The 25,022-nt window shown below is 42.8% G+C and carries 22 protein-coding genes and 3 pseudogenes; 16 read left to right on the top strand and 9 right to left on the bottom strand.

Going from position 1 to position 25,022, the window contains the following annotated elements; all coding sequences use genetic code 11:
• Window positions 1–226 precede the first annotated feature (226 nt).
• Entirely contained in the window at window positions 227–1,873 is a 1,647-nt protein-coding gene (crtO, locus tag IM462_RS16205) for a beta-carotene ketolase CrtO (protein WP_287701267.1), read from the bottom strand.
• A gap of 146 nt (window positions 1,874–2,019) precedes the next feature.
• Here crtO and IM462_RS16200 point away from each other — a divergent pair, with 146 nt between their 5' ends.
• Entirely contained in the window at window positions 2,020–2,343 is a 324-nt protein-coding gene (locus IM462_RS16200; RefSeq protein ID WP_287701265.1) for an STAS domain-containing protein, read from the top strand.
• Window position 2,344: 1 nt separating this feature from the next.
• Here IM462_RS16200 and IM462_RS16195 read toward each other — a convergent pair whose 3' ends face one another.
• On the bottom strand, window positions 2,345–3,481 hold the full coding sequence (locus IM462_RS16195; RefSeq protein ID WP_287701263.1) for a SpoIIE family protein phosphatase: 1,137 nt from the start codon (window positions 3,479–3,481) through the stop codon (window positions 2,345–2,347).
• A gap of 172 nt (window positions 3,482–3,653) precedes the next feature.
• On the opposite strand from IM462_RS16195, the gene IM462_RS16190 reads away from it, so the two are divergent.
• The 3 genes from IM462_RS16190 (at window position 3,654) to IM462_RS16180 (ending at window position 5,703) form a co-directional block, all read left to right on the top strand.
• The gene (locus tag IM462_RS16190) at window positions 3,654–4,097 is read left to right on the top strand and encodes an ATP-binding protein (protein ID WP_287701261.1); all 444 of its coding nucleotides are present in this window, start codon (window positions 3,654–3,656) and stop codon (window positions 4,095–4,097) included.
• Entirely contained in the window at window positions 4,066–4,890 is an 825-nt protein-coding gene (locus IM462_RS16185) for a sulfurtransferase (RefSeq protein WP_287701259.1), read from the top strand. The genes IM462_RS16190 and IM462_RS16185 overlap by 32 nt, the downstream gene beginning before the upstream one ends.
• Window positions 4,891–5,151: 261 nt before the next feature.
• Window positions 5,152–5,703: a LabA-like NYN domain-containing protein gene (locus tag IM462_RS16180; protein WP_002764933.1), complete on the top strand. Its 552-nt coding sequence runs from the start codon at window positions 5,152–5,154 to the stop codon at window positions 5,701–5,703.
• 111 nt (window positions 5,704–5,814) lie between these two features.
• Here IM462_RS16180 and IM462_RS16175 read toward each other — a convergent pair whose 3' ends face one another.
• A complete protein-coding gene (locus tag IM462_RS16175; protein WP_287701257.1) occupies window positions 5,815–6,990 on the bottom strand; it encodes an esterase-like activity of phytase family protein in 1,176 nt (391 codons plus the stop codon).
• Between the two features lie 37 nt (window positions 6,991–7,027).
• Between IM462_RS16175 and IM462_RS16170 the strand changes: the two genes are divergently transcribed.
• Window positions 7,028–8,212: a tetratricopeptide repeat protein gene (locus IM462_RS16170; protein ID WP_287701255.1), complete on the top strand. Its 1,185-nt coding sequence runs from the start codon at window positions 7,028–7,030 to the stop codon at window positions 8,210–8,212.
• A 2-nt stretch (window positions 8,213–8,214) separates the two neighbouring features.
• Here the strand turns inward: IM462_RS16170 and IM462_RS16165 are convergent.
• Window positions 8,215–8,409 (bottom strand): annotated as a pseudogene (locus tag IM462_RS16165) (ISL3 family transposase); the annotation flags it as partial.
• A gap of 55 nt (window positions 8,410–8,464) precedes the next feature.
• Between IM462_RS16165 and IM462_RS16160 the strand changes: the two are divergent.
• From IM462_RS16160 to IM462_RS16150, 3 genes and pseudogenes are all read left to right on the top strand, one after another.
• A pseudogene (locus IM462_RS16160) lies at window positions 8,465–8,807 on the top strand (IS30 family transposase); the annotation flags it as partial.
• Between the two features lie 282 nt (window positions 8,808–9,089).
• Window positions 9,090–9,212 (top strand): DUF8629 family protein, encoded by a 123-nt coding sequence (locus IM462_RS16155; protein ID WP_002737208.1) that lies wholly within the window; start codon window positions 9,090–9,092, stop codon window positions 9,210–9,212.
• A 24-nt stretch (window positions 9,213–9,236) separates the two neighbouring features.
• Entirely contained in the window at window positions 9,237–10,877 is a 1,641-nt protein-coding gene (locus IM462_RS16150) for an MBL fold metallo-hydrolase (RefSeq protein ID WP_287701254.1), read from the top strand.
• Window positions 10,878–11,664: 787 nt separating this feature from the next.
• Here IM462_RS16150 and IM462_RS16145 read toward each other — a convergent pair.
• Complete coding sequence (locus tag IM462_RS16145) at window positions 11,665–13,566, bottom strand: thiamine pyrophosphate-binding protein (protein WP_287701252.1); 1,902 nt, start codon at window positions 13,564–13,566, stop codon at window positions 11,665–11,667.
• A 397-nt stretch (window positions 13,567–13,963) separates the two neighbouring features.
• Between IM462_RS16145 and IM462_RS16140 the strand changes: the two genes are divergently transcribed.
• The 3 genes from IM462_RS16140 (at window position 13,964) to IM462_RS16130 (ending at window position 15,903) form a co-directional block, all read left to right on the top strand.
• A complete protein-coding gene (locus tag IM462_RS16140; RefSeq protein ID WP_287701250.1) occupies window positions 13,964–14,209 on the top strand; it encodes a HypC/HybG/HupF family hydrogenase formation chaperone in 246 nt (81 codons plus the stop codon).
• 133 nt (window positions 14,210–14,342) lie between these two features.
• Window positions 14,343–15,455: a hydrogenase formation protein HypD gene (hypD, locus tag IM462_RS16135; protein ID WP_012268300.1), complete on the top strand. Its 1,113-nt coding sequence runs from the start codon at window positions 14,343–14,345 to the stop codon at window positions 15,453–15,455.
• Window positions 15,456–15,549: 94 nt separating this feature from the next.
• The gene (locus IM462_RS16130) at window positions 15,550–15,903 is read left to right on the top strand and encodes a hypothetical protein (protein ID WP_287701247.1); all 354 of its coding nucleotides are present in this window, start codon (window positions 15,550–15,552) and stop codon (window positions 15,901–15,903) included.
• On the opposite strand, the gene IM462_RS16125 is transcribed toward IM462_RS16130, so the two are convergent.
• Complete coding sequence (locus IM462_RS16125) at window positions 15,900–16,397, bottom strand: HNH endonuclease (RefSeq protein WP_002759301.1); 498 nt, start codon at window positions 16,395–16,397, stop codon at window positions 15,900–15,902. The two genes, IM462_RS16130 and IM462_RS16125, sit on opposite strands and share 4 nt — an antisense overlap.
• A 157-nt stretch (window positions 16,398–16,554) precedes the next feature.
• On the opposite strand from IM462_RS16125, the pseudogene IM462_RS16120 reads away from it, so the two are divergent.
• Window positions 16,555–17,007, top strand: a pseudogene (locus IM462_RS16120) (ISAs1 family transposase); the annotation flags it as partial.
• A 399-nt stretch (window positions 17,008–17,406) separates the two neighbouring features.
• Here the strand turns inward: IM462_RS16120 and folD are convergent.
• A complete protein-coding gene (folD, locus tag IM462_RS16115) occupies window positions 17,407–18,264 on the bottom strand; it encodes a bifunctional methylenetetrahydrofolate dehydrogenase/methenyltetrahydrofolate cyclohydrolase FolD (RefSeq protein WP_287701245.1) in 858 nt (285 codons plus the stop codon).
• Window positions 18,265–18,353: 89 nt separating this feature from the next.
• On the opposite strand from folD, the gene IM462_RS16110 reads away from it, so the two are divergent.
• From IM462_RS16110 to ctpB, 3 genes are all read left to right on the top strand, one after another.
• Complete coding sequence (locus IM462_RS16110) at window positions 18,354–19,052, top strand: single stranded DNA-binding domain-containing protein (protein ID WP_287701243.1); 699 nt, start codon at window positions 18,354–18,356, stop codon at window positions 19,050–19,052.
• 145 nt (window positions 19,053–19,197) lie between these two features.
• Window positions 19,198–19,617, top strand: a complete 420-nt coding sequence (locus IM462_RS16105; RefSeq protein ID WP_287701241.1) for an NUDIX hydrolase — start codon at window positions 19,198–19,200, stop codon at window positions 19,615–19,617.
• 142 nt (window positions 19,618–19,759) lie between these two features.
• Window positions 19,760–21,085 (top strand): carboxyl-terminal processing protease CtpB, encoded by a 1,326-nt coding sequence (gene ctpB / locus IM462_RS16100; protein WP_353737352.1) that lies wholly within the window; start codon window positions 19,760–19,762, stop codon window positions 21,083–21,085.
• A gap of 244 nt (window positions 21,086–21,329) precedes the next feature.
• On the opposite strand, the gene recR is transcribed toward ctpB, so the two are convergent.
• Both recR and IM462_RS16090 read right to left on the bottom strand, forming a co-directional pair.
• The gene (recR, locus tag IM462_RS16095; RefSeq protein WP_043999193.1) at window positions 21,330–21,920 is read right to left on the bottom strand and encodes a recombination mediator RecR; all 591 of its coding nucleotides are present in this window, start codon (window positions 21,918–21,920) and stop codon (window positions 21,330–21,332) included.
• Window positions 21,921–22,068: 148 nt separating this feature from the next.
• Window positions 22,069–22,602 carry a DUF4330 domain-containing protein gene (locus IM462_RS16090; RefSeq protein ID WP_004162056.1) on the bottom strand — a complete coding sequence of 178 codons (534 nt, stop codon included), beginning with the start codon at window positions 22,600–22,602 and terminating at the stop codon, window positions 22,069–22,071.
• Window positions 22,603–22,742: 140 nt separating this feature from the next.
• Between IM462_RS16090 and speA the strand changes: the two genes are divergently transcribed.
• Window positions 22,743–24,782: a biosynthetic arginine decarboxylase gene (speA, locus tag IM462_RS16085; protein ID WP_287701239.1), complete on the top strand. Its 2,040-nt coding sequence runs from the start codon at window positions 22,743–22,745 to the stop codon at window positions 24,780–24,782.
• The last annotated feature ends 240 nt before the right edge of the window (window positions 24,783–25,022 follow it).

Genomic DNA, 25,022 nt, shown 5'->3' with positions numbered 1-25,022 from the left:
AGGAGAAAATCACCCTAACACTGAAAAAGTAGGGGCGAAGCATTCGGGCAATAACCTATCGCTGAAACTGTAGATTTTCTATCCGAATGCTTCGCCTCTACAGGACGCGATCGCCGATCAAGATGCAAGGTTTTTGAGACACTAGCTTTAAAATCTTGCACCTGATTCGCCAAACAGGCCCCCAAACCCCTTACCTTGTACATATTTCACATTTATTCAGCAAAACCTAGTTAAATAATCTTTGCAGAAAAGTGCTTCGATCCCGCAGGAAAACCTGAGCGCAATTGCGCCCCGGCATTCCCGAAATTGAGCCGCCGGGGTGAGTTCCTGCCCCAGTTAAATAAAGGTTTTTAATTGGGGTTTTGTAGTTAGCTATTTCCGGCAAAGGACGCAGGAAAATCATCTGATCTAAGGTCATATCAAGATGATAGTAATTACCTTTATAGGAACCCAAACGATTAGCTAATTCGGCCGGACTTTCCACCCGACGGGCAATAATGGCGGATTTGAGATTTGGGGCATAATCGGCCAGTTTATCAAGAACTCGATCGGCCACGCGATTTTTTAATTCTTCCGTCCATCCCGTGCCGTTTAATCCTGTTCCCTCGGCCCCGGCAATCTGATAGGGGGCAAAAAATTCGATCCAGAGGGTATGCTTACCTTGGGGAGCCATGGAGGGATCGAGAATAGTGGGTACATCTAGGTACATCGAGGGATTTTCGTCGGGAATCTGCCCCAAAATCGTTAAAGCGTGGGCCTGTTCAACGTGACGCACGGAATCGGCGATGAGAATCGTTCCCTGTAAATACTCCTCTTTGTGATCGTAAGCCTCGAACCTTGGTGCTTCGGCGAGGGCGCAATCAATTTTAAGAATTGTTTCATTGTTATTGACAATTCGCCGTTCTACCCTTTCTCGCAATTCTGGATCGGCGGCATCCACATCGGCGGGAGCGACTAACTGTAAAAAAACTCGTCTAGCGTCAATATTAGAGATAACACCCGCTTTGGCCAGATATTCCTGCCCAGAGTCCACCCTAACCCCGATCGCTTCTCCTTCCTCGATTAGAATCTGTTTAACTTTCTGCTCGGTTAAAATTACCCCACCGAGACTAACAACACATTTCACCAGAGCCTCGGTTAGTGCGCCTGTACCACCACGAGGGCGAGCCACCCCGGGGGAATGACGCATCGCCATCATCATCATCCCGGAGGTAATACCTTTTTGGGAGGGAGGAGCGCCAATTTCCGCCGCTAGACGAGCCAGGGGTGCTTTGACAAATTCGCTCTCAAACCACTCATTGAGGACATCTTCGGGGGAAGTAATCATCGTGCGGATGAAGTCGAGCAGTTTCTTTTTCGAGCCGATCGCTTTCCAGACACTAGCTAAGGCACTAGAGTTATAATTGCGGGCGATTCTGAGCAAATCTTGGGGCGGAGCGTTAAACCAAGGCCCGATCGCATTCATCAACTGCGCCCAATAGTCGATAAACTGAAGGTAGCGATCGGCATCTCGCGGACAAAACTGGGCAATTGCGGCGTGAGTTTTTTCCAGAGAGCGATAGGAAAGAAAATATTGGCCAGAGGGATGGGGACAGAAAACGGTAGGATCGAAGAATAAATACTCTAATCCGTGGCGTTTTAGCTCTAATTCCTCAATTACTGGTCCTAAAAAGATAAATTCGTGATCGATCGCACAGAGATTAAACTTAAAATCGGGGGCCAGATCTGGGATAACCGCTTCTGTGGTAGCCGCTCCTCCTGGTACGCTACGCTGTTCCAGAAGGAGGACGCGATAACCAGCTTTGAGGAGATAGGCGGCACAAACTAAACCATTATGCCCCGCACCGATGAGGATGACATCGTAACTTTCCATGCAGTTTCAAAAATTCCTATTTTTAATTTTGCGCTTTTCTTGACCCTAATATGTTAAAAATAGTTAAAGATTCGCTGCTATCAGCAGATTTCAGCGAGCAGTTATGAGTGAGCGGGTAGAAAACCTTTAATTTTTCCTTTTTTTTTATGAGTTCTGCAATTAAAGTTATTCAACCATCGGGTATTTTAGATGCCAACCAAGCTGGCCAATTTCGCCAAGAAATTGCCGAAGCCGTGCAGGGAGGTTCAGAGGTTATTATCGTTGATTTCCAGAATGTAACCTTTATGGATAGTTCTGGTTTAGGGGCGCTAGTTTTATCCTTAAAAACTGTGCGTTCTGCGGGGGGTAAACTATTGATATGCTCGATTAATGAGCAGATAAAAATGTTATTTGAATTGACTGATATGGATCGAGTTTTTGAAATTTTTAATAACCGAGAAGAATTAGAACAAAAAATTTTAGGAAGTTAAGTCAGCGAAAATCCACCTGCATAATCGAAAGATCATCCCTAAAATTGCCATCAAATTGTAAAGCTTGAATTTTTTCAATAAAATTATCGAGATTTTTAGCATAATTACCGTGATAATTTCGCAAAGATTGAATAAAGTTCTCCAGTCCCCACATCCTACCATCAACACAATCGATCTCGTAAATTCCATCACTAAAAAGATAAAGGCTACTGGGTAAATTCAGGCATTTAACCTGATTAATATATTCCGCTTCCGGAAACATTCCGATGGGAAACCCGGGGGCTTTCAGTCTGGTTTCAATCATCTGGCCAAAAGGTTTGTGCGTCAGGAGAACTGCCGGGGGATGACCAGCGCTGGCATAGGTTAACTGTTGTTGTTTCCGATCATAAATTCCGTACCAAATAGTAAAATATTTATCATTCTTAGAACTGATTTGATAAACTTGATTTAACCCATGTAAAACCTGATTAGGTTGATAGTAATTCACCTGACTTAAACCACGAGAACGGAGTAAATTAATCACCGAAAGGGAAGGTAAAGCCGCTCGCAAACCATGGCCAGCCACATCTAAAAGATATAACATCAAATGATCCTTATCTAACCAATAATAATCAAAGCCATCGCCCCCCAATCGACGAGAAGGAAGAAAGCGAAAATCGATAGCAAGTTTTCGAGAAATAAAAGGTTCTGGTAACAGCGATCGCACATAATCCGCCGCCTCCGCTAACTCCATTTCTAGTAATTGTTTTTGCGCTTGCAGATCATGACTTAATTGATGCAAACGAATTCCCGCTCGCACACGCGCTTTTAACTCATTAATTTCGATCGGTTTGCATAAAAAATCATCGGCCCCTGCATCCAATCCCTTCACCCGATCCTCCACCGATCCCAAAGAAGTTAAGAGGATAAAAAAAGTCGTTGACAATTGGGGATTAAGCTTAATTTGCCGGCAAACTTCCAACCCATCGATCCCCGGCATCATCCAATCACAAATAATCATCGCTGGTTTTAGTTGCCCCGCTTGCTTTAATCCTTCTTCCCCATCACTGGCAACAAAAACCTCGTATTCCTTCTGCAAAGCTCGTCTTAGGAACGTTTGAATTACTCCATCATCATCAATTACTAGAATTCGTACCATCTTTTTTATGACTTGACTATCTCAATCTTACTGCTTACCCCCGACCCCCTAACAGATGACTTTGCTTATACCTCAAGAGAAGATTAAATCCAGAATCGAGCTAACACATCAGTCATAGTTTGGGAAAAATGGTATAACTTCTAGCGTAAGGCATTGCAGAGGTAAGCCGGGGGTGAAGATTTCTTTTCAGGTAGATAGCGATCTAAAGTCCTTAGATACCGTTTTAAAATATTTTGAGCAACTTGAACGGGCGGGCATTCCCCAAAAAGCCTGGCTCCAGTGTCAGCTTGCTCTTGCCGAAGGTTTTACCAATGCAGTCCGTCACGCTCACCGACACCTACCCCCCGAAATTCCGATCGAGATCGAGATTGAGATTACCCCTCACCAGATGGAAATTCGCATCTGGGATCGGGGTTCCGTCTTCGATTTAGAGGACTTTATCGAGAAAAACGCCTATCATGACTATAGTTTCTCTGGTCATGGGCAAGGACTGCCGATCCTCCAAAAAATCGCCGATCAACTCAGTTATACTCGCAGCGAAGATCAGCGCAACTGTCTGTTAATTATTAAACAATTTTCCCGCCATGAATCCGATCGCGCCCCTCGTTTCTCCTAGTTGGTTAGTTAACAATCTCGATCGCCCCGATCTGATGGTTATTGACTGTCGTTTTCAATTAAATGATCCCGATCTCGGTTATCAACAGTATTTAGCCAATCACATGGAAAATGCCTTCTATTTACACCTCGATCGCGATTTATCGGCTCCCGTTGCCCGTCATGGCGGCCGTCATCCTTTGCCGAATCCGCCGACGATCGCCGCTAAATTAAGCTCGTTAGGGGTGATTTCCGGCCAAACTCATGTCATCGCCTACGATGCCTCCCGTTTTGCCTTTGCCAGTCGTCTCTGGTGGTTATTACGTTATCTGGGCCATGAACGAGTCAGCATTCTCGATGGTGGTTGGCAAAATTGGTTAAATGCGGGTTATCCCGTCTCCAATCAGATACCTGTGCCGAAAACCGGCGCTTTTCTCCCCCAAGTTCAAGAGGATTGGGTAGTCACGATCGAGGAGGTAAAAAGGCAAAAAGAGCAAGCGGGAGTGGTGTTAATTGATGCCAGGGAAAGCGATCGCTATCGGGGCGAAAGGGAACCGATCGATCCGATCGCCGGCCACATCGAGGGGGCGCTTAATTATCCCTGGTTGGAAGTCACCGATAGTCAGGGTTTTTCTCAACCCCTGGCCCAGCAAAAACAACGTTGGCAAGAGCGGCAAAGCGATCGAGAAATTATCCTCTACTGTGGTTCGGGAGTGACAGCCTGTGTTAATATCTTTTCCCTGACCCTAGCCGGATACGAGAATGTTAAGCTATATTCTGGAGGTTGGAGTGATTGGTGTTCCTACCTGATCTAACCAGCCTTGTTGATACCCATCTATCGAGAAAGATTATCAAAATGACCTAATTACTGTACAATCTCTCTATTATCACTTTTAATTATTCCCAAACTATTATCTAGTTTGTCTCCCAGACAAAAAAGCTAATTTTTATTTTAGTTGCTATCTTTTTGCTCTCAAATCACCGCTATTCCTCAAAGAATAGTCGTTTTCCCCCGTAAAATTACTAAAAGGTAATTTTATAGTTAAACTCTATAAAAAATTAGGTATGTATTTTGTATGACAGAAGCCGGTCTTTGTCATTGTAATGGTGGCGGCCGTCCGAAAGATCGCCTTTCGATTTTTGTGGATGGCAATAATATGTTTTATGCTCAACAAAAAAATGGTTGGTTTTTTGACCCGCGCAAGGTGTTAAATTACTTCACCAACGACCCGAATATTATGTTAATTAATGCCTTTTGGTACACGGGTTTAAAAGATTCCCAAGATCAAAGAGGTTTTCGCGATGCTTTAATTAGTTTGGGTTATACAGTGAGAACAAAAATTTTGAAAGAATATTATGATGATAGTTCCGGTCGTTTTTCCCAGAAAGCTAATTTAGATATCGAAATTGTCGTCGATATGTTTAATACTGTCGATCAATACGATCGAGTGATTTTATTTAGCGGTGATGGCGATTTTGAACGAGCGATCGAACTATTGCGCTCTAAAAATACTCATATTACCGTAGTTTCTACGGAAGGGATGATCGCTAGGGAATTACGCAACGCCACCGATCGCTATATTGACCTGAATGATATTCGCAAAGATATCGAAAAAAGTGATTATTAACCGACCGTTGTGTCTTTAAACCGGCTATTTATCGCCTTTTTCCTTATTGGTAGTCCTCACCCCCATCCTTCTCCCAGAAGGGGATAGGTGAGGCAATTAACCATCTCTTGTTTATTTTTCCTTGAGTCGAAATAGTAAAAACTGATTGACCTGATTCGGATTAAAATTATCATCACTGACTAAAATCAAAGAGCGACTACCATCAGCTAATCTTGGACCGAGGGTCATTCCTTCCAAATTATCTAAATCAATCCCCAAAGTCCCTAAATCTAGTAATAATTTTTTCCGCAAGGGTTGCACCTGTAAAGCTTCTAATTCTCCCGGTATCCGAGCAATTTTCGAGGTATCGGTGGCACTCCCATTAACTACCTGAAAGAGTTTCGCTCCAAAACCTTCTAAACCAAAAGTTCGCTCTAAACTGAGAAAATAACCCTCTTTTTCTAAAGCTAATAATTCCGTTAAACCGTAGTATCTCGCACCACTGGGTGGCTCATCTAACACATACAATTGTTCTGATACTAACACAGGCGCACCAATCGGATCAATAACATAATGAAGAAGTCGCACTCTGAGATTTTCTGCTCTTTTTCCCGTGGGACTATCTTGAATTAAAGCGTTTTCTGTGGCAGTAAACAAACGAAAAGGATCGTCTTTGAGGGTGCTGGTAATCCCTAAAGTTAAGGATTCAAAACCTAAATTATCCTCGATTCCTTTTTGATTGCTATCATCCGGTAAAAAGCGATTAGGAATTAACAAAGACTCTTTTAATTGTCCCTGCAAATCAAATTCAGCAATAAAAGGAGCAATTCCCTCTTTAACCGCACCTTCACTGGAAATAAACAAAGTTTGTCGGGGCGAAAAAGCGATACCTTCTGGGTCGATCGATCCCTTTTTAAAAGTTTCTCCCTTGCCATCTTTTAGAAACGTGACTGCCTCTAAATTCACTTTTTCGATTTTTTCATCATTTATCTGCAAACTAGCCCGATAAAAGCGGGCCGGAGCTTTTTGAGAACGATCATCACTGAGGAGATAAAAGCGGTTATTGGTGCGATCATAGGTAATTGCCGATAATCCCCCCACCCTTGTCTCTTGATAATCCGCTTGTGGTAATTGATATTCTCCCAAAAACTCGACCGAGAGGGGTAGAAACATTCGTTGTTCTGCCAAAACTTGCGGGGAGACACCACAGGCAGCCAGACTAAAGGTTACAATCAAACTAGCAATTAAACCCAAAATTGGCAAACGGCAATTTTCGGCAGTCAGTCTCTTATAGAATCGATCGATCACAAAATATAACCCTCTACTACGCTCCTATCAATCTATTATGCTACGTTTTTCTCTCGGTTTATGGCTCTGTTTGATCGGTACTTCCCTTCCTCTCCTAGCACAAACAGAAACCCCTGCACCCAATCCCCTCGAAACTCCCCTACAAAGTCCTTTATTACCCGCAATCGATCGCCCTTTAACTCCCTTGGAGCGTAGTCAACTGTTATTATACATCGATCAACGCGATGCTGAAGCTCAAGCTAAATACGATGCGGGATTAAATGAGGAAGCTTTTCCTATTTGGTATGAAGTGATTAAATTAAATCGTTATTTAGGGGCAAAAGAAGAAGTCAAATCTTTGGGAAAAGTGGGGTTAGCAGCTTGGAATCGAGATCGAACCGAGGATGTTAAATTAATTACTGCTCGTTTAAAATCTCTGCAACAAACCGCAGAAACTAACCAGACAATGGACGGGGAACTATTAGCATTACTAGGTACATCCTATCAACAGGTACGAGCTTTTAATGAGGCGATAATCATCTATGATAAAATCCTAGCTAATGCCAGACAATCTGGCGATAATCTGGCAGTAGAAGCAAACTTAAATCAACTTGGTCAAATTCATTTATCCCGTTTTGATTATCAAAAATCCGCTCCAGTTTACGAAGAATTATTAACTATTTCTAAGGCGCAGAATAATTCTTTAACTCAAGGGATATATCTGCAAAGATTAGCAGAAATTTATGGAGAATCTCTGCAACAAGCTAACGCAGTAAAAATTAAAGAAGAAATAGCTGAAACCCAGATCAGAAATCAGCAAATACAGTTAATTCCCGCTCTAAAAATTCAAATTGGTTTAGATTATCAAGCTTTAAAAGACGCAAATAAAGCCAGCCAAAACTTTCAAGAAGCCTATTCTCTCGCTTTTGCTTTACAACAGTACGGCACCGCAGGAGAAGCTTTAAGTAAGTTAGCCGAACTTTATAAAAGTTATCAACAGGTAGATTATGCTTTACAAATCTATCAAGAATTAATTAAAGTCCATGAATTGGGTTATAATTACTACGGTTTAATGAACACCTACGATCAAATCGGTCAAATTTATCTAGAGAGAAAAAATTATCCCCAAGCTTTGCTCGCTTTCCAAAAAGGTGCGGAATTAGCCCAAGCTATCCGTTATCGTGAACAATATTTTCAAACCAAAATCACCCAAGTTAATCAAGCAATAAATAATCCTGAATAGTTTTGTGGTACTTCTAAATATACTGGACTGCCTAATATTTCTGTCTGATTGATTCTGTCCAAGATTTGATGGCAATTCGGCTATTCAATTGTTTCATTTTAAAGAGCGAGCTTTAGGAAAATTATCTGACCAATTTTTTGATAATTGACCACTGTTACATTTGGTAAATCGAGGAGTTGATCAAAATTTATCCCCATAAACTACCTCCTGTTCTGTGTTACCATTATACCATGCTCACACAGAACCTAGAAGAGCCAAAAACTTTTCCAAGAGATTCCCCCTGACCAAAGAAAAACCTTTACTTGTGACAAGGTAAAATAATTTTGTGGACATCAAGAGTTGAGTCAGAAACTAGAAGTAGATTTTTATTTTGCTACTCCTTACCATTCTTGGGAGAGGGGATTAAACGAGCATACCAATGGACTATTGAGACAATTTTTTTCCCAAGGGAACGAATTTGAAAATCCCTAAGCCAGAGGAGGTAGAAAGAGCCGTAAACTTAATTAACAATCGTCCTCGAAAATGTCTTGACTATCGTACCCCGAATGAGGTATTCTATAAAGGTAGATTAGACAGTGATGCAATTCAAGTCTGAATTGGTCAATTTTTTGCCAAATATAATCTTTTCAAGTTAGGAAATTTGAAAAGATTTGATGCCTTTTCACAACTCATTTAGGTTTGCTATATTATGACAAAAAATGCTAGTTTTTCTGATAATTACCAGTAGTTTTTGCTGAAATCATCACAAATTACTGGCAAGTTTAATTATTAAAAGAGGGTGAGCGCCCATGGTCAAATCCGAAACCTAGCTGCTAAGAACCGAAAAAGTTGAGTTAGTATGAGGGGATATTACCCTCTGAGGAGTTGCACTAATTATATGGACATCAAATTAATCTTGTTGGCATTGACGGCTGTATTCACCGTCTCTTGTCTCTTTTTCGGCACCCGCAACGGTTTTTATGATAGCGATAACTACGATGGCAACGGTTCCGCTCACTAACCAGTCATCATAATCAGGGTTGCCATGGTTCAACGCTCTACTGCTGTCTGGGGGTCGAAATCCCTTTTATCCTGTTTACCTTTTGGTGTCGGTCACACATCGGAAGGGGTTTGTCTCCTCCTGAAAATCGGGCCCTATCGCATACTTTTAGATTGCGGTTTGGCCGATCTGCAACCCCTCACCCAAAACAAAAAACCACCCGTAGATCTGGTGTTCTGTAGTCATGCCCACAGCGATCACATCCGTGGGTTAATGACTCTCCATCAGACCTATCCCCAATTGCCAGTTTATGCCAGTGAGGTGACAGTACAACTGCTGCCCCTACAATGGCCGGATTCTGCCGAGGAAATCGGCAGTTTCTGTCAGGGTTGGCCATGGCGATCACCGATCACTCTCTTTGATGATCTCACCGTCGAGATTTTTCCAGCCGGCCACCTACCCGGGGCTGCCGTGGTCCTATTCACCTACAAAACCCCCAAACGCACCTATAAAGTCCTCTATACCGGCGATTTTTCCCTGTCTAATTTTCAACTGGTGGAAGGATTATCGATCGATCTGCTGCGGGGAGTATCCCCCGATGTGCTGATTATTGAAGGCAGTTACGGCACAGAACGCCATCCCCACCGACGACAGCAGGAAAAACAGTTGATGAATCGCATCTATCATGCGATCGCTGAGGGACAAAATGTTTTACTACCCGTCCCCGCTTTGGGATTGGGTCAAGAAATTTTAAAATTACTGCGATCGCATCATCAATTCACGGGTCGCGATATTGATATCTGGGTTGGGGGCAAGATCGCTAAAGCTTGCGATGCCTACCTGGAAATTTTACCACAATTTCCCGCATCTGTCCAGAATTTTGCCAAACATCAGCCCTTATTTTGGGATGAGCGCATCTGTCCCCGGTTGCGAAGGTTGCCAGAAAAACCGACACCTCTAGGGGGAACCACTCCGATCATTTTACTAATCGATCGCCTAGAGGAGGTGAGTAAATATCTGCAAGGGGATAAACCTTGGTTAATGTTAGTTCCCCAACACCTGCACGATATCAACCCGGAGAATCCCCGATTAAAAGCGGCACAGCGTTCGCGATTAATTAGCCAAGAAACCTATCTACTGGCTGAACATAGCGATAGTCGCAACACCACCCAACTAATCCATAACCTGCGACCGCAGCATATCATGTTCGTCCATGGCTCCCCCCTATATCTAGCGGATTTGACCAGTTTAGAAGAATTACAAAGCCGTTATCAACTCCATTCCCCGGCCGTGGGAACCCTGGTGGAATTGCCTATTGGCGATCGCTTTATGCAACCGACACCCCCGGCCCCCAGTCACTATGAGGGAGAATTAAATGAATCGGATTCGATCGTCACTATCACCTTACCAGAGTCGATCACCCGGGATCCCCGGTGGAGTAATTTCGCCGATACGGGACTGGTAGAAGCACGCTGGCAAGGGGAAGAATTATTATTGCGGGGAGTCTCCCAACGGGAATTATTAAGCGAGAGTCCTAATCGCATCACCAAAGCTTTAGAGGAGATGGATTGCTGTCGTGTCTGTGTCCACTACAAAAGTCAGCGCTGTTGGAATCCCGCTTCTCCCCTCTACGGTTTTAAAGTGGTTGCCGAAGGCTATTGTCCCGTTTTTGAAGCCAATATATAATTAGGATCTGCTGAAAAAGTTGGTAGCTGGGGTTAGGAGTCGGTCTTTAGGAGTCACTATTCTGGGACTTCCTCCCTACAGAAATACTAAAAAATTAACAAAACCCTTAGATTTTAACTAAGAGGATGTTTGTAAAGGGTCACAGGTAGCCTAGTTGTCTAGGCAAGCCGCCTCAACATGAGTCGAATCATGCCGAGATAAATAAACGCCTCGAACTGTTCAACGTAGCTCAGGGAAAGAGTTTCGGGTCAATCCTCGTAGTCTTTGCTTAATCGTCGCCAATAGACCTCTTGCATAATTTTTTTATGGTAAAACAGACGGTTTGGTTTTTTTATTGATTTTTAGATAGAAGTCAAAAAAAGAATATAGTCATTTCAGATAAGTCTGATACAATCTAGACCAACAAAATCCTTATGAACTCTGGGATTGATATTCTCAATCTTAATTGAAATGACTATAGAACATATCTTCACATTTCTTAAAAGTTGCCAAACATTAATCCAGTGAAGGAGAATTGTAATTAATCAGGAGAATTTATTCTCAATTATAAAAATTAAGATAGTTTGTGCCGCTCAAATAAAGAGGTTTTGATAACCAAATTAAAGCATATCTAAAGAGTTTTGAGTTAAAAGTAAAACTTCAAGTTTTTATTTAAAACAAACGTACTGTTTAACTAATTTTTTGGGGAAAATTAGTTAAACCACCACTATAACATATAATTAATTTACAATAATTCTACTGATAACTGATAACTGATAACTGATTAAAGCCCACCCTAAAATACCATCTAAGCGATTAAAGATTTAACTTTACTAATGATACCAACTGGGTCAATACCTTGGTGGGGGAATTGTTCCCATAAACCGCCACAACCTTCATGGTGAGTACCAATGTAGGCGTATTTAGGAGTTAAACCGCGTTCGAGTAACCAAGAACCATAACGGCTACCTAAACCCGTGCGACGGTTAAATGCTTCTACCACTAAAACAAAGGGAGAATTACCAACTTTAGCGATAATTTCTTCATCCACTACATTGAGAGTAGATTTATTAATTAAACCCACGTCGATCCCCTCTTGTTTTAAGCGTTCCACTGCATCTAAAGCGCGGTATAAACCATCGCCAAAGCTGATGATATAACCGGCAGTACCTTCCCGAATTACTTCATCTTTTCCGGGGACAAAGGTGTAACCATCGCCAAAGAAATTATGGCCGTTAGTATCAAGAATATTGGGAGTTTTAGAACGAGTCGAGAAGATAAAACGTAAACCGGGTTGATGGAAAGTTGCCTCGACACAAGCGGTCATTTGTGCGGCATCGGCTGGGAAATAAAGACGGGTTTCGTAACCGTCATCTAGTCCATTATCGGCAAAGAAATTATTCAAACCAAAGTGACAGGTATTATCCGCCATGTCATCGATACCAGAATGGGAAAAATGACATAAAAGATTAGAATAATTCAAGCGGGCCATGGTAATTTCAGAAATACACATTTCTAGAAAAGCGGCAAAGGTGGCGAAAATTCCCTGTTTACCTTTTTCCATACCAAAACCAGCGGCTGCCGAAAGATTGCCCCGTTCCATAATACCGGAAGGAATAAACACTTCGGGATGTTTATCGTGGATAATTTTCAGACCGCAGGAACCCTCTAAATCGCTATCTACTACTAATACCTTAGCCTTGCGTTCTTCCTCGCTCATTTTGCCTAAAAGACTGACCACCGCTTCACCGAAAACGTTGCGGTTAGAACCCCATTTATCCCCAGAACCGAGGAATTTATAGTCATTAGAAGGCTTCTTAATACTGTTGAGATATTCCACGGCGGCACTGTGTCCTTTTGCCTCTAAATATTTCAAAGCCAAGGGTACAGAAATCACATCATGACCGTGGTTAGACCCTTCTAAACCTTCAATCCCCGGACACATGGGACGTTTATTAATAATCGCAATCGGGCCGGGAGTATTAATTGCTTCACAGATATTGCGATACAAACTATCGATATCTTCCCCATCTCCCACTAACACTTTTACGCCATGGCCGGCGAGAGTTTTAGCCACATCATAACCGGGTAAATATTTGGAAGGATTACCGGCAATGGTAACATCATTATCATCAATAATCAGCTTAACATTGATGTGTTGAGCCACGGCTAAACGGGCAGCTTCTGCGTCATTGCCTTCCTGTTGAGAACCATCGGAACCTAAACAAAAAACGGTTTTTCCGGGGTTAGCTAAAGCGACACCGTTAACGTAGGGCCACATATGTCCTAAACGGCCAGAACTAAATTTGACGCCGGGGGTTAATCCTAATTCCGGGTGTCCGGGGAGTTTAGAATTAGCCTCGCGGTAGTGCATTAATTGTTCTGGGGGTAAAGAACCTTCTAACGCGGACATGAGATATTGAGTACCGACGCGGTGTCCCGCTTCATCGAAGAAAATTGGTACAAATTGACTAGGTTGACTGCGGAAAAGAGCATCGAGAATCACCACTTCCGGGACGGTATCGTAGGGGCCGCCGGTGTGACCACCCACACCCCGGGCCGCACCCGTGGCAGTGAAAAAGATGATAGCATCGCGACAGAGTTGGATATTGGCTTTTAGGGCGCTTCTTTGGTCGTCGGTGAGGGTGGGTTTACTGGGGTCGAGACTGATGGGTTTATAGGCGCTCAAATCGATGGGAAAGGCTGTCATTGTCTATTTTCCTTAATGTAGAGAAATAACTATAGTCAGGGAAATCATAGCCTAGAATGTCACCCGATCGATTGATTGAATAATTTCTTATCATTGGTGTAGTCCCTAATACAAAAGTTTTACTCTTGCTGGGATAGTGTCCACGGTCCGGGACAGGGGAAATCTTAAAAAAGATACGGGAAAAAAAGCTGTTCTTGAGGGCAATAGTCCAGAATGGCAGGTAAGACCGAGTAAAAAGGGGAAAGGGGAAAGGAAAAAGTAAAAAGGATAACCTTTGACTGGATAGCGTTTCTTAGACGGATGAAGTATGACCTGATTCTCGGTTACTCTTACTGCAATCTCTAGCCCAAAAATCAGCCCATAATTAACAAAAACTAGATTTTTTAAGGTAAAAACTATGTGTTTAGGCATACCGGGACAAATTACGGCAATTATTGATGAAAACCATAATCTCGCTCTCGTCGATGTGGGGGGGGTCAAAAGAGAAGTAAATATTACTTGCATTGTTGATGAAGACCATCCCACTAATACTTGTGTAGGGGATTGGGTATTAGTTCATGTGGGTTTTGCCATGAATCGAATTGATGAAGATGAGGCGCAAGAAACATTAAATTTATTAACACAATTATTGGAATTAGAGTAAGAATTTAATTATAATTAATGTTCTTACAGTATTCACACATAAATTGATTTTGTTGTCTATCTTAGGAAATATAAATCACGGCAATTATTACCGACGACCGACAGCTAAAAATTATAATTAAAGGAGATAAACAATGAAATACGTTGATGAATTTCGTGATCCAGTTAAAGCGGCAGGATTAATTCAACAAATAGAACAATTATCGATAAGAATCTCTGAAAAGCGGGAAAAAGTTACTAAAATTATGGAGGTTTGTGGAGGTCATACCCACTCAATTTTTAAATACGGTATCGAGGCAATACTTCCCGAAACTATCGAATTAATTCATGGTCCCGGATGTCCCGTTTGTGTGATGCCGCGAGGTCGTTTAGATGATGCCATTTTTCTCGCACAACAACCGAACGTAATTCTGACAACTTTTGGCGATACTATGCGTGTCCCTGGTTCCCATTTGAGTCTGCTGCAAGCGCGAGCAAAAGGTGATGATATTCGCATGGTTTATTCTCCTCGCGATGCCTTAAAAATTGCCAGAGAAAATCTCGATAAAGAAGTAATATTTTTAGCCTTAGGTTTTGAAACAACCGTTCCTAGCACAGCTTTAACCGTTTTAGAAGCGCAAAGAGATGGCATCACTAATTTTAGTTTATTTTCTAATCATGTGGTGATTATTCCCGCTCTGAAAGCTTTGTTAGATAACCCAGATTTACAGTTAGACGGTTTTGTTGGGCCCGGTCATGTTAGCATGGTAATTGGCACAGAACCCTATCAAGTTATTGCCCAAGAATATCATAAACCTGTGGTAGTTTCTGGGTTTGAACCTTTGGATATTCTCCAATCAATTTGGATGGTATTAAAACAATTAGATGAGCAGAGATGTGAGATCGAAAATCAGTACGATCGAGTGGTACAAAATCAAGGAAATAGAGTCGCTTTATCGGCAATCAAGCAAGTTTTTGAACTGCGGGATCAGTTTGAATGGCGAGGTTTAGGAGAAATTGCTCAAGGAGGGTTAAAACTGCGAGATGAGTACAGTAATTTTGATGCGGAGAAAAAATTTACCCTACCCAATCAGCGTGTTAAAGATCACAAAGCTTGTCAGTGTGGCGAAATTCTTAAAGGTGTTTTAAAACCCTGGGAATGTAAAGTATTTGGGACTGCTTGTACTCCCGAACATCCCATCGGCACTTGTATGGTTTCTAGTGAAGGTGCTTGTGCCGCTTATTATAAGTATGGTAGAAATCAGTAAATTTTTTTTACTGATTAGGGTAGGTTCCTTTCTGGTGAGAAAACGCTAGAATTCTCACCAGAAAAAATTAACAGTCTCTCGGTGATAAAAAAAAATGAAGATCAAAAATAATCTGGGTTTATTTGGCTTAACTACCTCTCTACTGCTAATTATCGCTTCCGAAATCGTTCTTGCTTCCCAAGAACAAACCCTAGAACTGCAACCAAGTCAACCCCCCAGCTCCGATTTTTTCAAACCCGTCACCAATCTAATTAAAGATTTAAACCATCAGGGAGTAACTATCACCGATCCCAATGATCCCATGGCGGTGCGCTACCGAGTCAATACCCCCTGTCGCGGTTGTTCGGTTTATCTAGGCACGGGAGTTGCCAATCCTCGCACCCAGACTAATAATAATGGCATGGGAATCAATTTTGGTCTTGGTTTCACCATGCCCTTTTCACCCTAAATGCCGATGACATATTTACGCCATTCGTGATTGTGATTCCCCCTAGTGTGCTTTAATAGCTCAAAGTGGAGACTGCTGTAGGGACGACGCGGCTGGGCGTGCAGGGACATATTGGCCTCTTTTGGTGTACGATTGCCCTTATGCACATTACAACGCACACAAGCCGCCACTAAATTCTCCCAGGTATCACCCCCTCCGCGAGAACGGGGAATCACATGATCGATGGTTAATTGTTCACCTCGGTAGAGACAGTATTGACAGGTGTGATGATCTCGTTCGAGAATATTACGACGGGTTAAAGGAATTTCCTTGTAGGGAACACGGACGTATTGCCTCAGACGGATAACAGAAGGTAGGGGTAAGTCACGACAAACCACTTTTCCGTTATGTTCTAGGGATTCAGCTTTTCCTTTCAACAATAAAACGATCGCGCGCCGCCAACTGGTGATATTTAGCGGTTCGTAGGAGGCATTCAACACGAGAACCTTGCTCATAGGTGTCTGGAGATCGCTTGAATTTACCCCGCATGGTAGCACAGATCACTGGGATTGGAACCTATTATTCAGTGTTGGGGAAGTGGGGAGCTTTTTTCAGTGCGATCGCCGATCAGGTAATCTGCTACTGGACTGTTTCAGCTAAAATAGGGCATTAGATTCTGCAAAGCCAGAAAGTTGTTTTCTTGAACAAGATAATAGTCATGGTCGAAAAATATCCAGAAAAATAGAAGTTTTTAAAGTGAGGAAAAATGAAAGACAAGGGTTTGAAAATCTGCGAAGACTTATTAAAGTAGAAAGAAAGGGTAGTCGCGGGGATAAAACTTATGAAGAAACAGCTTACTATATCAGTAGCTTAACCGAATCCGCCCAAGTATTTGCTAAAATTATTCGAGGACATTGGAAAATAGAAAATCAGTTACATTGGGTAAAAGATGTAATTTTTGAGGAAGATAAAAGCCAGATAAGTGATTTTCAAGCGGCAAGCAATTGGTCAATTCTCACAACTATAGGATTGAATCTTTTCAGAAGTTTAGGTTTTCTCTCAATAACAGAGGGACAGAGGTGGTTAGCTGAACGTTGGGAAAAACTGATAGTTTTATCGACGTAAGAAGCAGAAAAATTAGCTAAATTAACAGGATGTACTCTCAGACAATTTCAAGAGAGATAGGCTTTTAGTGCCTTGAGAACAAGCTTTATCAATCTATTTATAATAAATATTGGCAGAAGATTAAAGATTAATTATTGTGACTAACTCTTTTGGTTAGAGAAAGATAAAATTGAGAATCTTAAGTCAAATTTATTGACTCAAAATCAGCTGTACTTAATTTAAATGAATCAACCCTAGGGGTTTGGGGGGTTCTACCCCCCAAAAGCTTGGATTGAGTAATAAAATCAAAAGTAAAGCCCAATTTTAAAAGAGAGTTTCCCCGTAAAAATCCCAACTTGCTAGATTGACAAAATTGTATCGGTAGAATTACTGAATAGCTGATAGCTGGTAGCTGAGGGTTTATAACTTGCGTTCATAACTTAACAACGTATTTTTTAATAACATTGCCACCGTCATCGGACCGACACCACCGGGGACAGGAGTAAGATAACTAGCTACTTCTAAAACCCCAGCATAGTCCACATCTCCCACCAAACGGTCAGCCACACGATTAATCCCCACATCCACCACCACCGCACCAGGTTTGACCATATCTTTAGTGATTAAATTCGCTTTACCGACCGCAGGTACTAAAATATCAGCACTTCTGGTTATTTCTGCGAGATTTTCCGTGCGCGAGTGAGCAATAGTTATCGTAGCGTTTTCCTCCAATAACATTAAAGCTAAAGGTTTCCCCACTAGAATACTGCGACCCACCACCACCGCGTGCTTACCAGCTATGGGAATATTATATTCTTTCAGCAGTGCCATGACCCCCACAGGAGTACAACTGCGAATACAGTCCTCACCTCGCACTAAACCGCCTAAATTGAGAGGATGTAAACCATCAGCATCTTTTTTCGGGTCAATTTGGTAGAGAAGGGAAACCGCATCTAAATGCTTAGGTAAGGGTAATTGAATTAAAATCCCGTCCACCCGCTCATCTTGATTGAGACGGACAATTTCCGCTAAAATTTCTAGTTCACTTGTATCGGTAGGAAAATGACGACCAAAAGAGGCCATGCCGATTTTAGTACAAGCTTTCTCCTTATTGCGTACATAAACGGCACTAGCAGGATTATCCCCCACCATCAACACCGCTAACCCCGGAGGTCGTCCCATTTGAGATTGTAGCGTCTGGATGCGCTCTCCTAGACCAAGCTGGATTTTTTGAGCTAAGGCTTTCCCGTCGAGAATTTGGCAAGTAGTTACGGACATTCTATGATAATACCGAGAACAAAAATCTTTCGGATCTATTCTATGGTCAAAAAGATTGGCTAATCGCACTCGTTAAGGTTAAAGCAAGAATGTCTATTCAGACTCGTGTAGGGCGCATCGGCAGTTTATTATTATTGCTAGGGTTATTCGGTTGTAGTACCCTTGCTGACCTCGGTATTGCCGTTCCCTACATCGGTGATCCTCCCCTAACAGCGATCGAGCAATTACAGGAAAAACCAAAAGGTGCTTTAGTTTATCTTAGGGGAACTGTCAGCAATTATGCCCCTTTTTTAGCGGGAGGAGCCTATCTTTTGCAGGATGGGTCCGGTAAGATTTGGATTCGCACCAATAGCAATAAATTACCCCGTCAAGGCGAAGAAATCGTCATTAAGGGCAAAATTGACTTTGAGGCTATTCCCCAAGGTTCCCAAACCGTCAACGAAGTGTATGTGGTGGAATTAGAACAGATGGATGCAGTAGCAGTTAATTCGGTTCCTACTCCTTCCCCGTCCCCGGAAATTAAACCTTCCCCCACCTCGGAAGTTAAACCCCCAGAAAATAATTCTCCCCCAGTCTCCACTAAACCCCTCGAAAATCCCCGACAGGTGACAATTCCCAGCGCAGCTGAAACGAAACCCCCAGAAACTCCCGTCCTTACCCCCATTAAACCCAATCCCCCCGCACAACCCGTCGCAGAAGCGATTCCCCCCAAACCCCCCGCAGTGGTTAAACCCGTCCCAGACCTCCTTGATGCTTTCTTTTTACCCCATAAACAAAGCGAGAAATAGCTAGGGTTAGGTGTGGGAATTATGAATTATGAATTATGAAGTGGGAAGTGGGAAGTGGGAAGTGGGGAGAAAATACAAATAATCTCCTGTCTCCCGTCTCCTGACTCCTGATAACTGATAACCGATAACTGATAACTGATAACTGATGATATTCGTTGCTTTGGCGATTTTGGAACAGGACGGTCGATTTTTAATGCAGTTGCGCGACGACATACCGACGATTCTCTATCCGGGGGTGTGGGGTTTATTTGGTGGTCACTTAGAAGCGGGTGAAAGTCCAGAAATAGGGTTAAAACGAGAGTTAAAAGAAGAAATTAACTACGAAGCCCCTAGTTTACGCTATTTTCGCTCTTATAACGATGATAATCTCTCCCGTTATCTTTATCATGTACCCCTGACCCTGGGATTAGAAAAATTAGTGCAAACAGAAGGGCAAGATTTAGCATTATTACCTCCGGCTGCCATCCGTCAAGGGGAATACTATTCCCAGAAGATTAATCAGACTCGTTCTTTAGGAAAAATTCATCGCCAGATATTGCTCGATTTTATAGAACTAGAACTATAGTGGATACTAGAGCCAGACAAGGAACTCCCTTATCTATACGAAAGTCGTAGTTAACACTGCTCCTCACCTCCCTCGAAGGCAAAATGCTCCCGCTTTTTGAATGGCTTTATTGAAACGTCAATCTTATTTTGGCTTTGTCTTTATGAACCAGTCGCGTCCCTCGTTCCTTTCCGTGCAGAAACTCCTATCCGGAGGTGCGATCGCTACCCTAGCAGTTAGTTCCCTGATGGTCCTTACCCCCGCAGCCAAAGGGGAAAAACCCTTAGAAGATAACCCGAAAGCGGTCATCGACCAGGTTTGGCAAATTGTTAATAATGAATTTGTAGATCGTGGTTTTCATCAAATTGATTGGCAAAAAAAACGTCAAGAATTGTTAAGCAGAAATTATACTAATCCCCAACAAGCTTACACAGCAATTCGCGAAGCTTTAAAGGAATTGGATGATACTTATACCCGTTTTTTAACTCCTAGTGAATTTTCTGTCCTCACCAGTCAAACTTCCGGAGAATTATCGGGAATTGGGGTACGTTTAGCTCTCGATAAACGCACTAGCGATCTGGTCGTTGTCGATACGGTGAAAAAATCCCCCGCCAAGGAAGCGGGAGTGAAAAGCGGCGATCGCCTGATCAGAATTAATGGCAAACCCACCGCTTTAATGACCTTAGAACAGGCAATGGAGGCACTACAGGGAGAAGTGGGTACTAGCGTTAGTTTACAGCTTGCCCGTCCCGATCAAGGCGTATTTGAAGTGACTTTGACCCGGGTAGATATCGAAATCCCCTCCGTTAGCTATACCCTTAAACAGGAAGGTGGGGTGAAAGTTGGTTATATCAAACTGGATGAATTTAGTTCCCACGCAGCCGAACAAATGAAACAGGCGATCGAGGAATTAAGTCAACAACAGGTATCCGGCTATGTTCTCGATCTGCGGGGCAACCCCGGCGGGTTACTATTTGCTAGTGTTGATATCGCTCGTATGTGGATGAAACAGGGCAAAATCGTTAGCACTATCGATCGACGTGGTGGAGATCGTCAATTTATCGCCAATAACACCGCTATTACCGATTTACCCCTAGTAGTCTTGGTTAATAAAGGTTCCGCCAGCGCCAGCGAAATCCTCGCCGGAGCGCTAAAAGAAAATGGCCGGGCGACTTTAGTGGGTACATCGACCTATGGCAAGAGTACCGTCCAATCGGTACACACCCTCTCCGATGGTTCTGGTTTAGCGGTGACAATTGCCCGTTATTATCCCCCCAACGGCGAAAATATCTACAAAAAAGGCATTAAACCCGATGTGCAGATCGAGTTAACCCAAGAACAACAGCTGCGCTTCCGCGATGATCCTTCTTTGCTGGGAACTAAGGATGATCCCCAGTATCAACAGGCGATCTCGCTGTTACAATCCCATAATGTTAAACGTCCAGGCACCGGCAATCTCAATAACCCTTTGAGTAGTCGGGCCGAATAATCGTCCTAAAAAATCTGGGGAAACGGCGACTGTTTCGGCGAAATGGCGATTCTAGAACAGCCTTTAAAGCATTTAACAGCGCTCTCTCTCGCTCCCGTGCAGTTGCTGGTGATTCCCCCCCCAAAGATTTCTGCATCTACAAATTCTGCAACTGAGCATAAGACGCAGTATTAAACTGTATCGCCGGCTACAAATGCTCGATTATTCGCCAAAAAGTAACCTGATCAAAACCTCACACCCTGCTCTATAATTCCCGACGACCTTCTAAAGCTCTCGCTAAAGTTACTTCATCAGCGTATTCCAGATCGCCGCCCATGGGCAACCCAAAAGCGATACGGGTAACTTTAGTGAAGGGTTTTAGTAAACCCCCGATATACAAAGTCGTGGTTTCTCCCTCGACACTGGGACTGATAGCTAAGATAACTTCCTGAATTTTTTTCTGGCTGACTCTGGTGACTAAAGACTGTATATTTAATTGATCCGGTCCAATCCCATCCATAGGTGAGATAACACCGCCTAAAACGTGATATTTGCCCGAATATTCCCTAGTTTTCTCCAAAGCAATCACATCTCTGGAGTCAGCTACCACACAGATAGTCCCCGTTTCCCGGTTAGGATTGCGGCAAATTTCGCAGATTGGTTCGGCCGAAAGATGAAAACAAACCTGACATAATCCTACTTGTTTTTTCGCTGCTACGATCGCCTGGGCCAATTCGATCGCATCTTGTTCTGGTCGTTTGAGAATATACAGGGCCAGACGTTGAGCGCTTTTTGGTCCCACCCCGGGTAATTTTTGTAACTGCTCGATCAAACGAGCTAAAGGCGGTGTATAAATAGCAGTTAATCCTCTTATCAGTTATCAGTTATCAGTTATCAGTTATCAGTTATCAGTTATCAGTTATCAGATTTGAGTTTTCAAGTGAGCAGTGTTACATGGAAGTTTCCTACTGTCTTTTCACTGTTTACTGCTCACTGTTTACTAACTAAGACCTTTTTGGTAAACGGACATCGATAACACTGGTGTTGAAATTATAATTATCTCCTTCTAACTCGATTAAAGTGCCAATTTTCACCTTTTGACCGCCCACAACCGCACCAGTATCAGTAACTTCCGCTTGACCACTGAGAGTCATAATCATATCTTGAGAATAGTTTTCCGTGCGGGGATCGGGTAGGACTTTCACACTACCATCTGGCTGCGGCACTAAGACATTTCTCGCTAAAGGTTTAACATTTTTTATATCCACTTGACCGGCTGGTTGATTACGAATAACAATATTAGTTTTCTTCTCGGTATTGAATTGATTAATCAAAGCGTTGGGATTAAGAACACTTAAACCCCGGACAATAACATCCACTTCTATGGGTTCTTTGGTCACTTGAGCGATCGTACTTTTACCACTCGTCCCCGGCACAACAAAAATACCGATAATTGTCAATAAAATTACTAAGGCCGCTCCGATATCAAGCAAGCTAAATTTACCGAATAAACGTCCTTTTGAGTCTAATAACTGCATAGCCTTGAATTTATATAGATGACTATTCCTAGAGATCGAGCCTAGAGAGTAAATTCTATCACGATCGGAATCTTGGTCGCAGACAGGAAGTCTGACTTAAGATAGAAGATCGGAGTCTCACACGGAGCGATCGATAGACAATGGCGGGTAAAACTCAACTTAAGAAACAAGAAAAGCAATTATCTCCACTCGATCTGACCCCTTCTGACGGTAACAACCTCGAAAAAGTTGCCCCCGTTAAACATTGGTCGATCGAAGATAGCGAAAATCTCTATCGTATCCAAGGCTGGGGAGAACCCTATTTCTCGATCAATGCTGCGGGAAATATTACCGTCTCGCCCCAGGGAGAAAGGGGCGGTTCTTTGGACTTATACGAGTTAGTTTCGGCGATTAAGCGGCGGAATATCGGTTTACCGCTGTTAATTCGGTTTAGTGATATTTTGGAAGACCGGATCGAGCGCCTGAATGCCTGTTTTAGCCGAGCGATCGCCCGTTATAATTATCCCAATGTCTATCGCGGTGTCTATCCGATCAAGTGCAATCAACACCGTCACATCGTCGAGTCTTTAGTGCGTTTTGGTAAACCCTATCAATTTGGGTTGGAGGCTGGTTCAAAACCTGAGCTAATGATTGCTTTAGCTACCCTAGAACCTGCCTTAAACGGCAAAAATGACAAAACACAACCACTGCTAATTTGTAACGGCTATAAGGACAAAGAATACATCGAAACCGCTCTTTTGACCACTCGTCTCGGTCATCGGCCTTTGATTGTCATCGAACAATTGGAAGAATTATATTTAACCCTGCGGGTCAGTCGTCAGTTAGGAATTGCCCCTCATTTGGGAGTGCGTGCGAAACTGGGGACAAAAGGGGTGGGCCGTTGGGGATGTTCCACGGGAGACCGGGCAAAATTCGGTTTAACCGTCCCAGAAATCTTAACGGTGGTGACGGAATTAGAACAAGCGGGGATGTTAGATTGTCTGCAACTGCTGCACTATCATATTGGGTCGCAAATCTCCGCTATTAGCGTCATTAAGGATGCTATTCGCGAAGCTAGTCAGATTTATGTGGAATTAGCGAAATTAGGGGCAAATATGACCTATCTCGATGTGGGGGGTGGTTTAGGGGTCGATTACGATGGCTCAAAAACTAACTTCTACGCCTCAAAAAACTACAATATGCAGAATTATGCCAATGATATCGTGGCCGAGGTCAAGGAAGCTTGTGAAGATGCCCAGATTTCACCTCCAATTCTCATCAGTGAAAGTGGCCGGGCGATCGCTTCTCATCAATCGGTGTTAGTCTTTGATATCTTGGGAAGTAGTGAGGTTCCCCAAAATCCCCCCGATCCCTGCAATGGGAAAGAACACCTCATCCTCCGCAATCTCTGGGAAACCTACACGGGTATCGATGAGCGCAATTATCAGGAAGCTTATCACGATGCGGGACAGTTCAAAGAGGAGGCGATTAGTCTGTTTAATTTCGGTTATCTCAGTCTCAAGGAACGAGCTAGAGCCGAACAATTGTACTGGGCTTGTTGTCACAAAATTCTGCAAGTGGCCCGACAACAGGATTATGTTCCCGATGACTTGGAAGACTTAGAGCAAATTATGGCCTCAATTTATTATGCCAATCTCTCGGTTTTTCAGTCAGTTCCCGATAGTTGGGCGATCGATCAACTATTTCCAATTATGCCGATTCATCGTCTCGATCGAGAACCTACTCAAAGAGGAATTCTCGCCGATTTAACCTGTGATAGTGACGGGAAAATTGCCCAGTTTATCGATTTGCGCGGGGACATAAAATCAGTTTTAGAATTGCATCCTTTGGAGTACAAAAACGGTAAACATTCTCCGGAACCCTATTATCTAGGAATGTTTCTGGTGGGTGCTTATCAAGAGATTATGGGCAATTTACATAATCTTTTTGGCGATACTAACGTGGTACATATTCAGATGAGTCCCAAGGGGTACGATATCGAGTATCTAGTCAAAGGAGATACGATCACGGAAGTATTAAGTTATGTGCAGTATTCTGCGGAAGACCTGTTAGAAAGAATTCGTCTTCGTTGTGAACAAGCTTTGCAGGAAAATCGCATGACTGTGGAAGAATCCCAATTACTACTACAGGATTATGAACGCAGTTTGCGACGTTATACCTATCTAGTGGGTGGGGATTAATAGAGGTTACTTGTGGGGGAAATTTAGCTCATTTTCCCTTTTTAAAGCATTGATCGCAGAATTTTGGGCTAATGCTACCTCTGGTAGTACATTTATATGTATTTTCTCACTCCTTTCTTGCCGTCCCGCAGGAGGGAAGCGACATCAACATCTATTTCGTAAAAATTTAGTTACAAATACTTTGCGATTTGTGTCAATAACTTGCTACCTGCTACTTTTGCTACAGGAAATAGGTACAAT

Origin of the sequence: Microcystis sp. M144S2 (assembly GCF_020246065.1) — a bacterium.
GTDB lineage: Bacteria > Cyanobacteriota > Cyanobacteriia > Cyanobacteriales > Microcystaceae > Microcystis > Microcystis ichthyoblabe_A.
The sequence above is the reverse complement of the archived record's forward strand: the minus strand, read 5'-3'. Positions and strand labels throughout refer to the sequence as shown.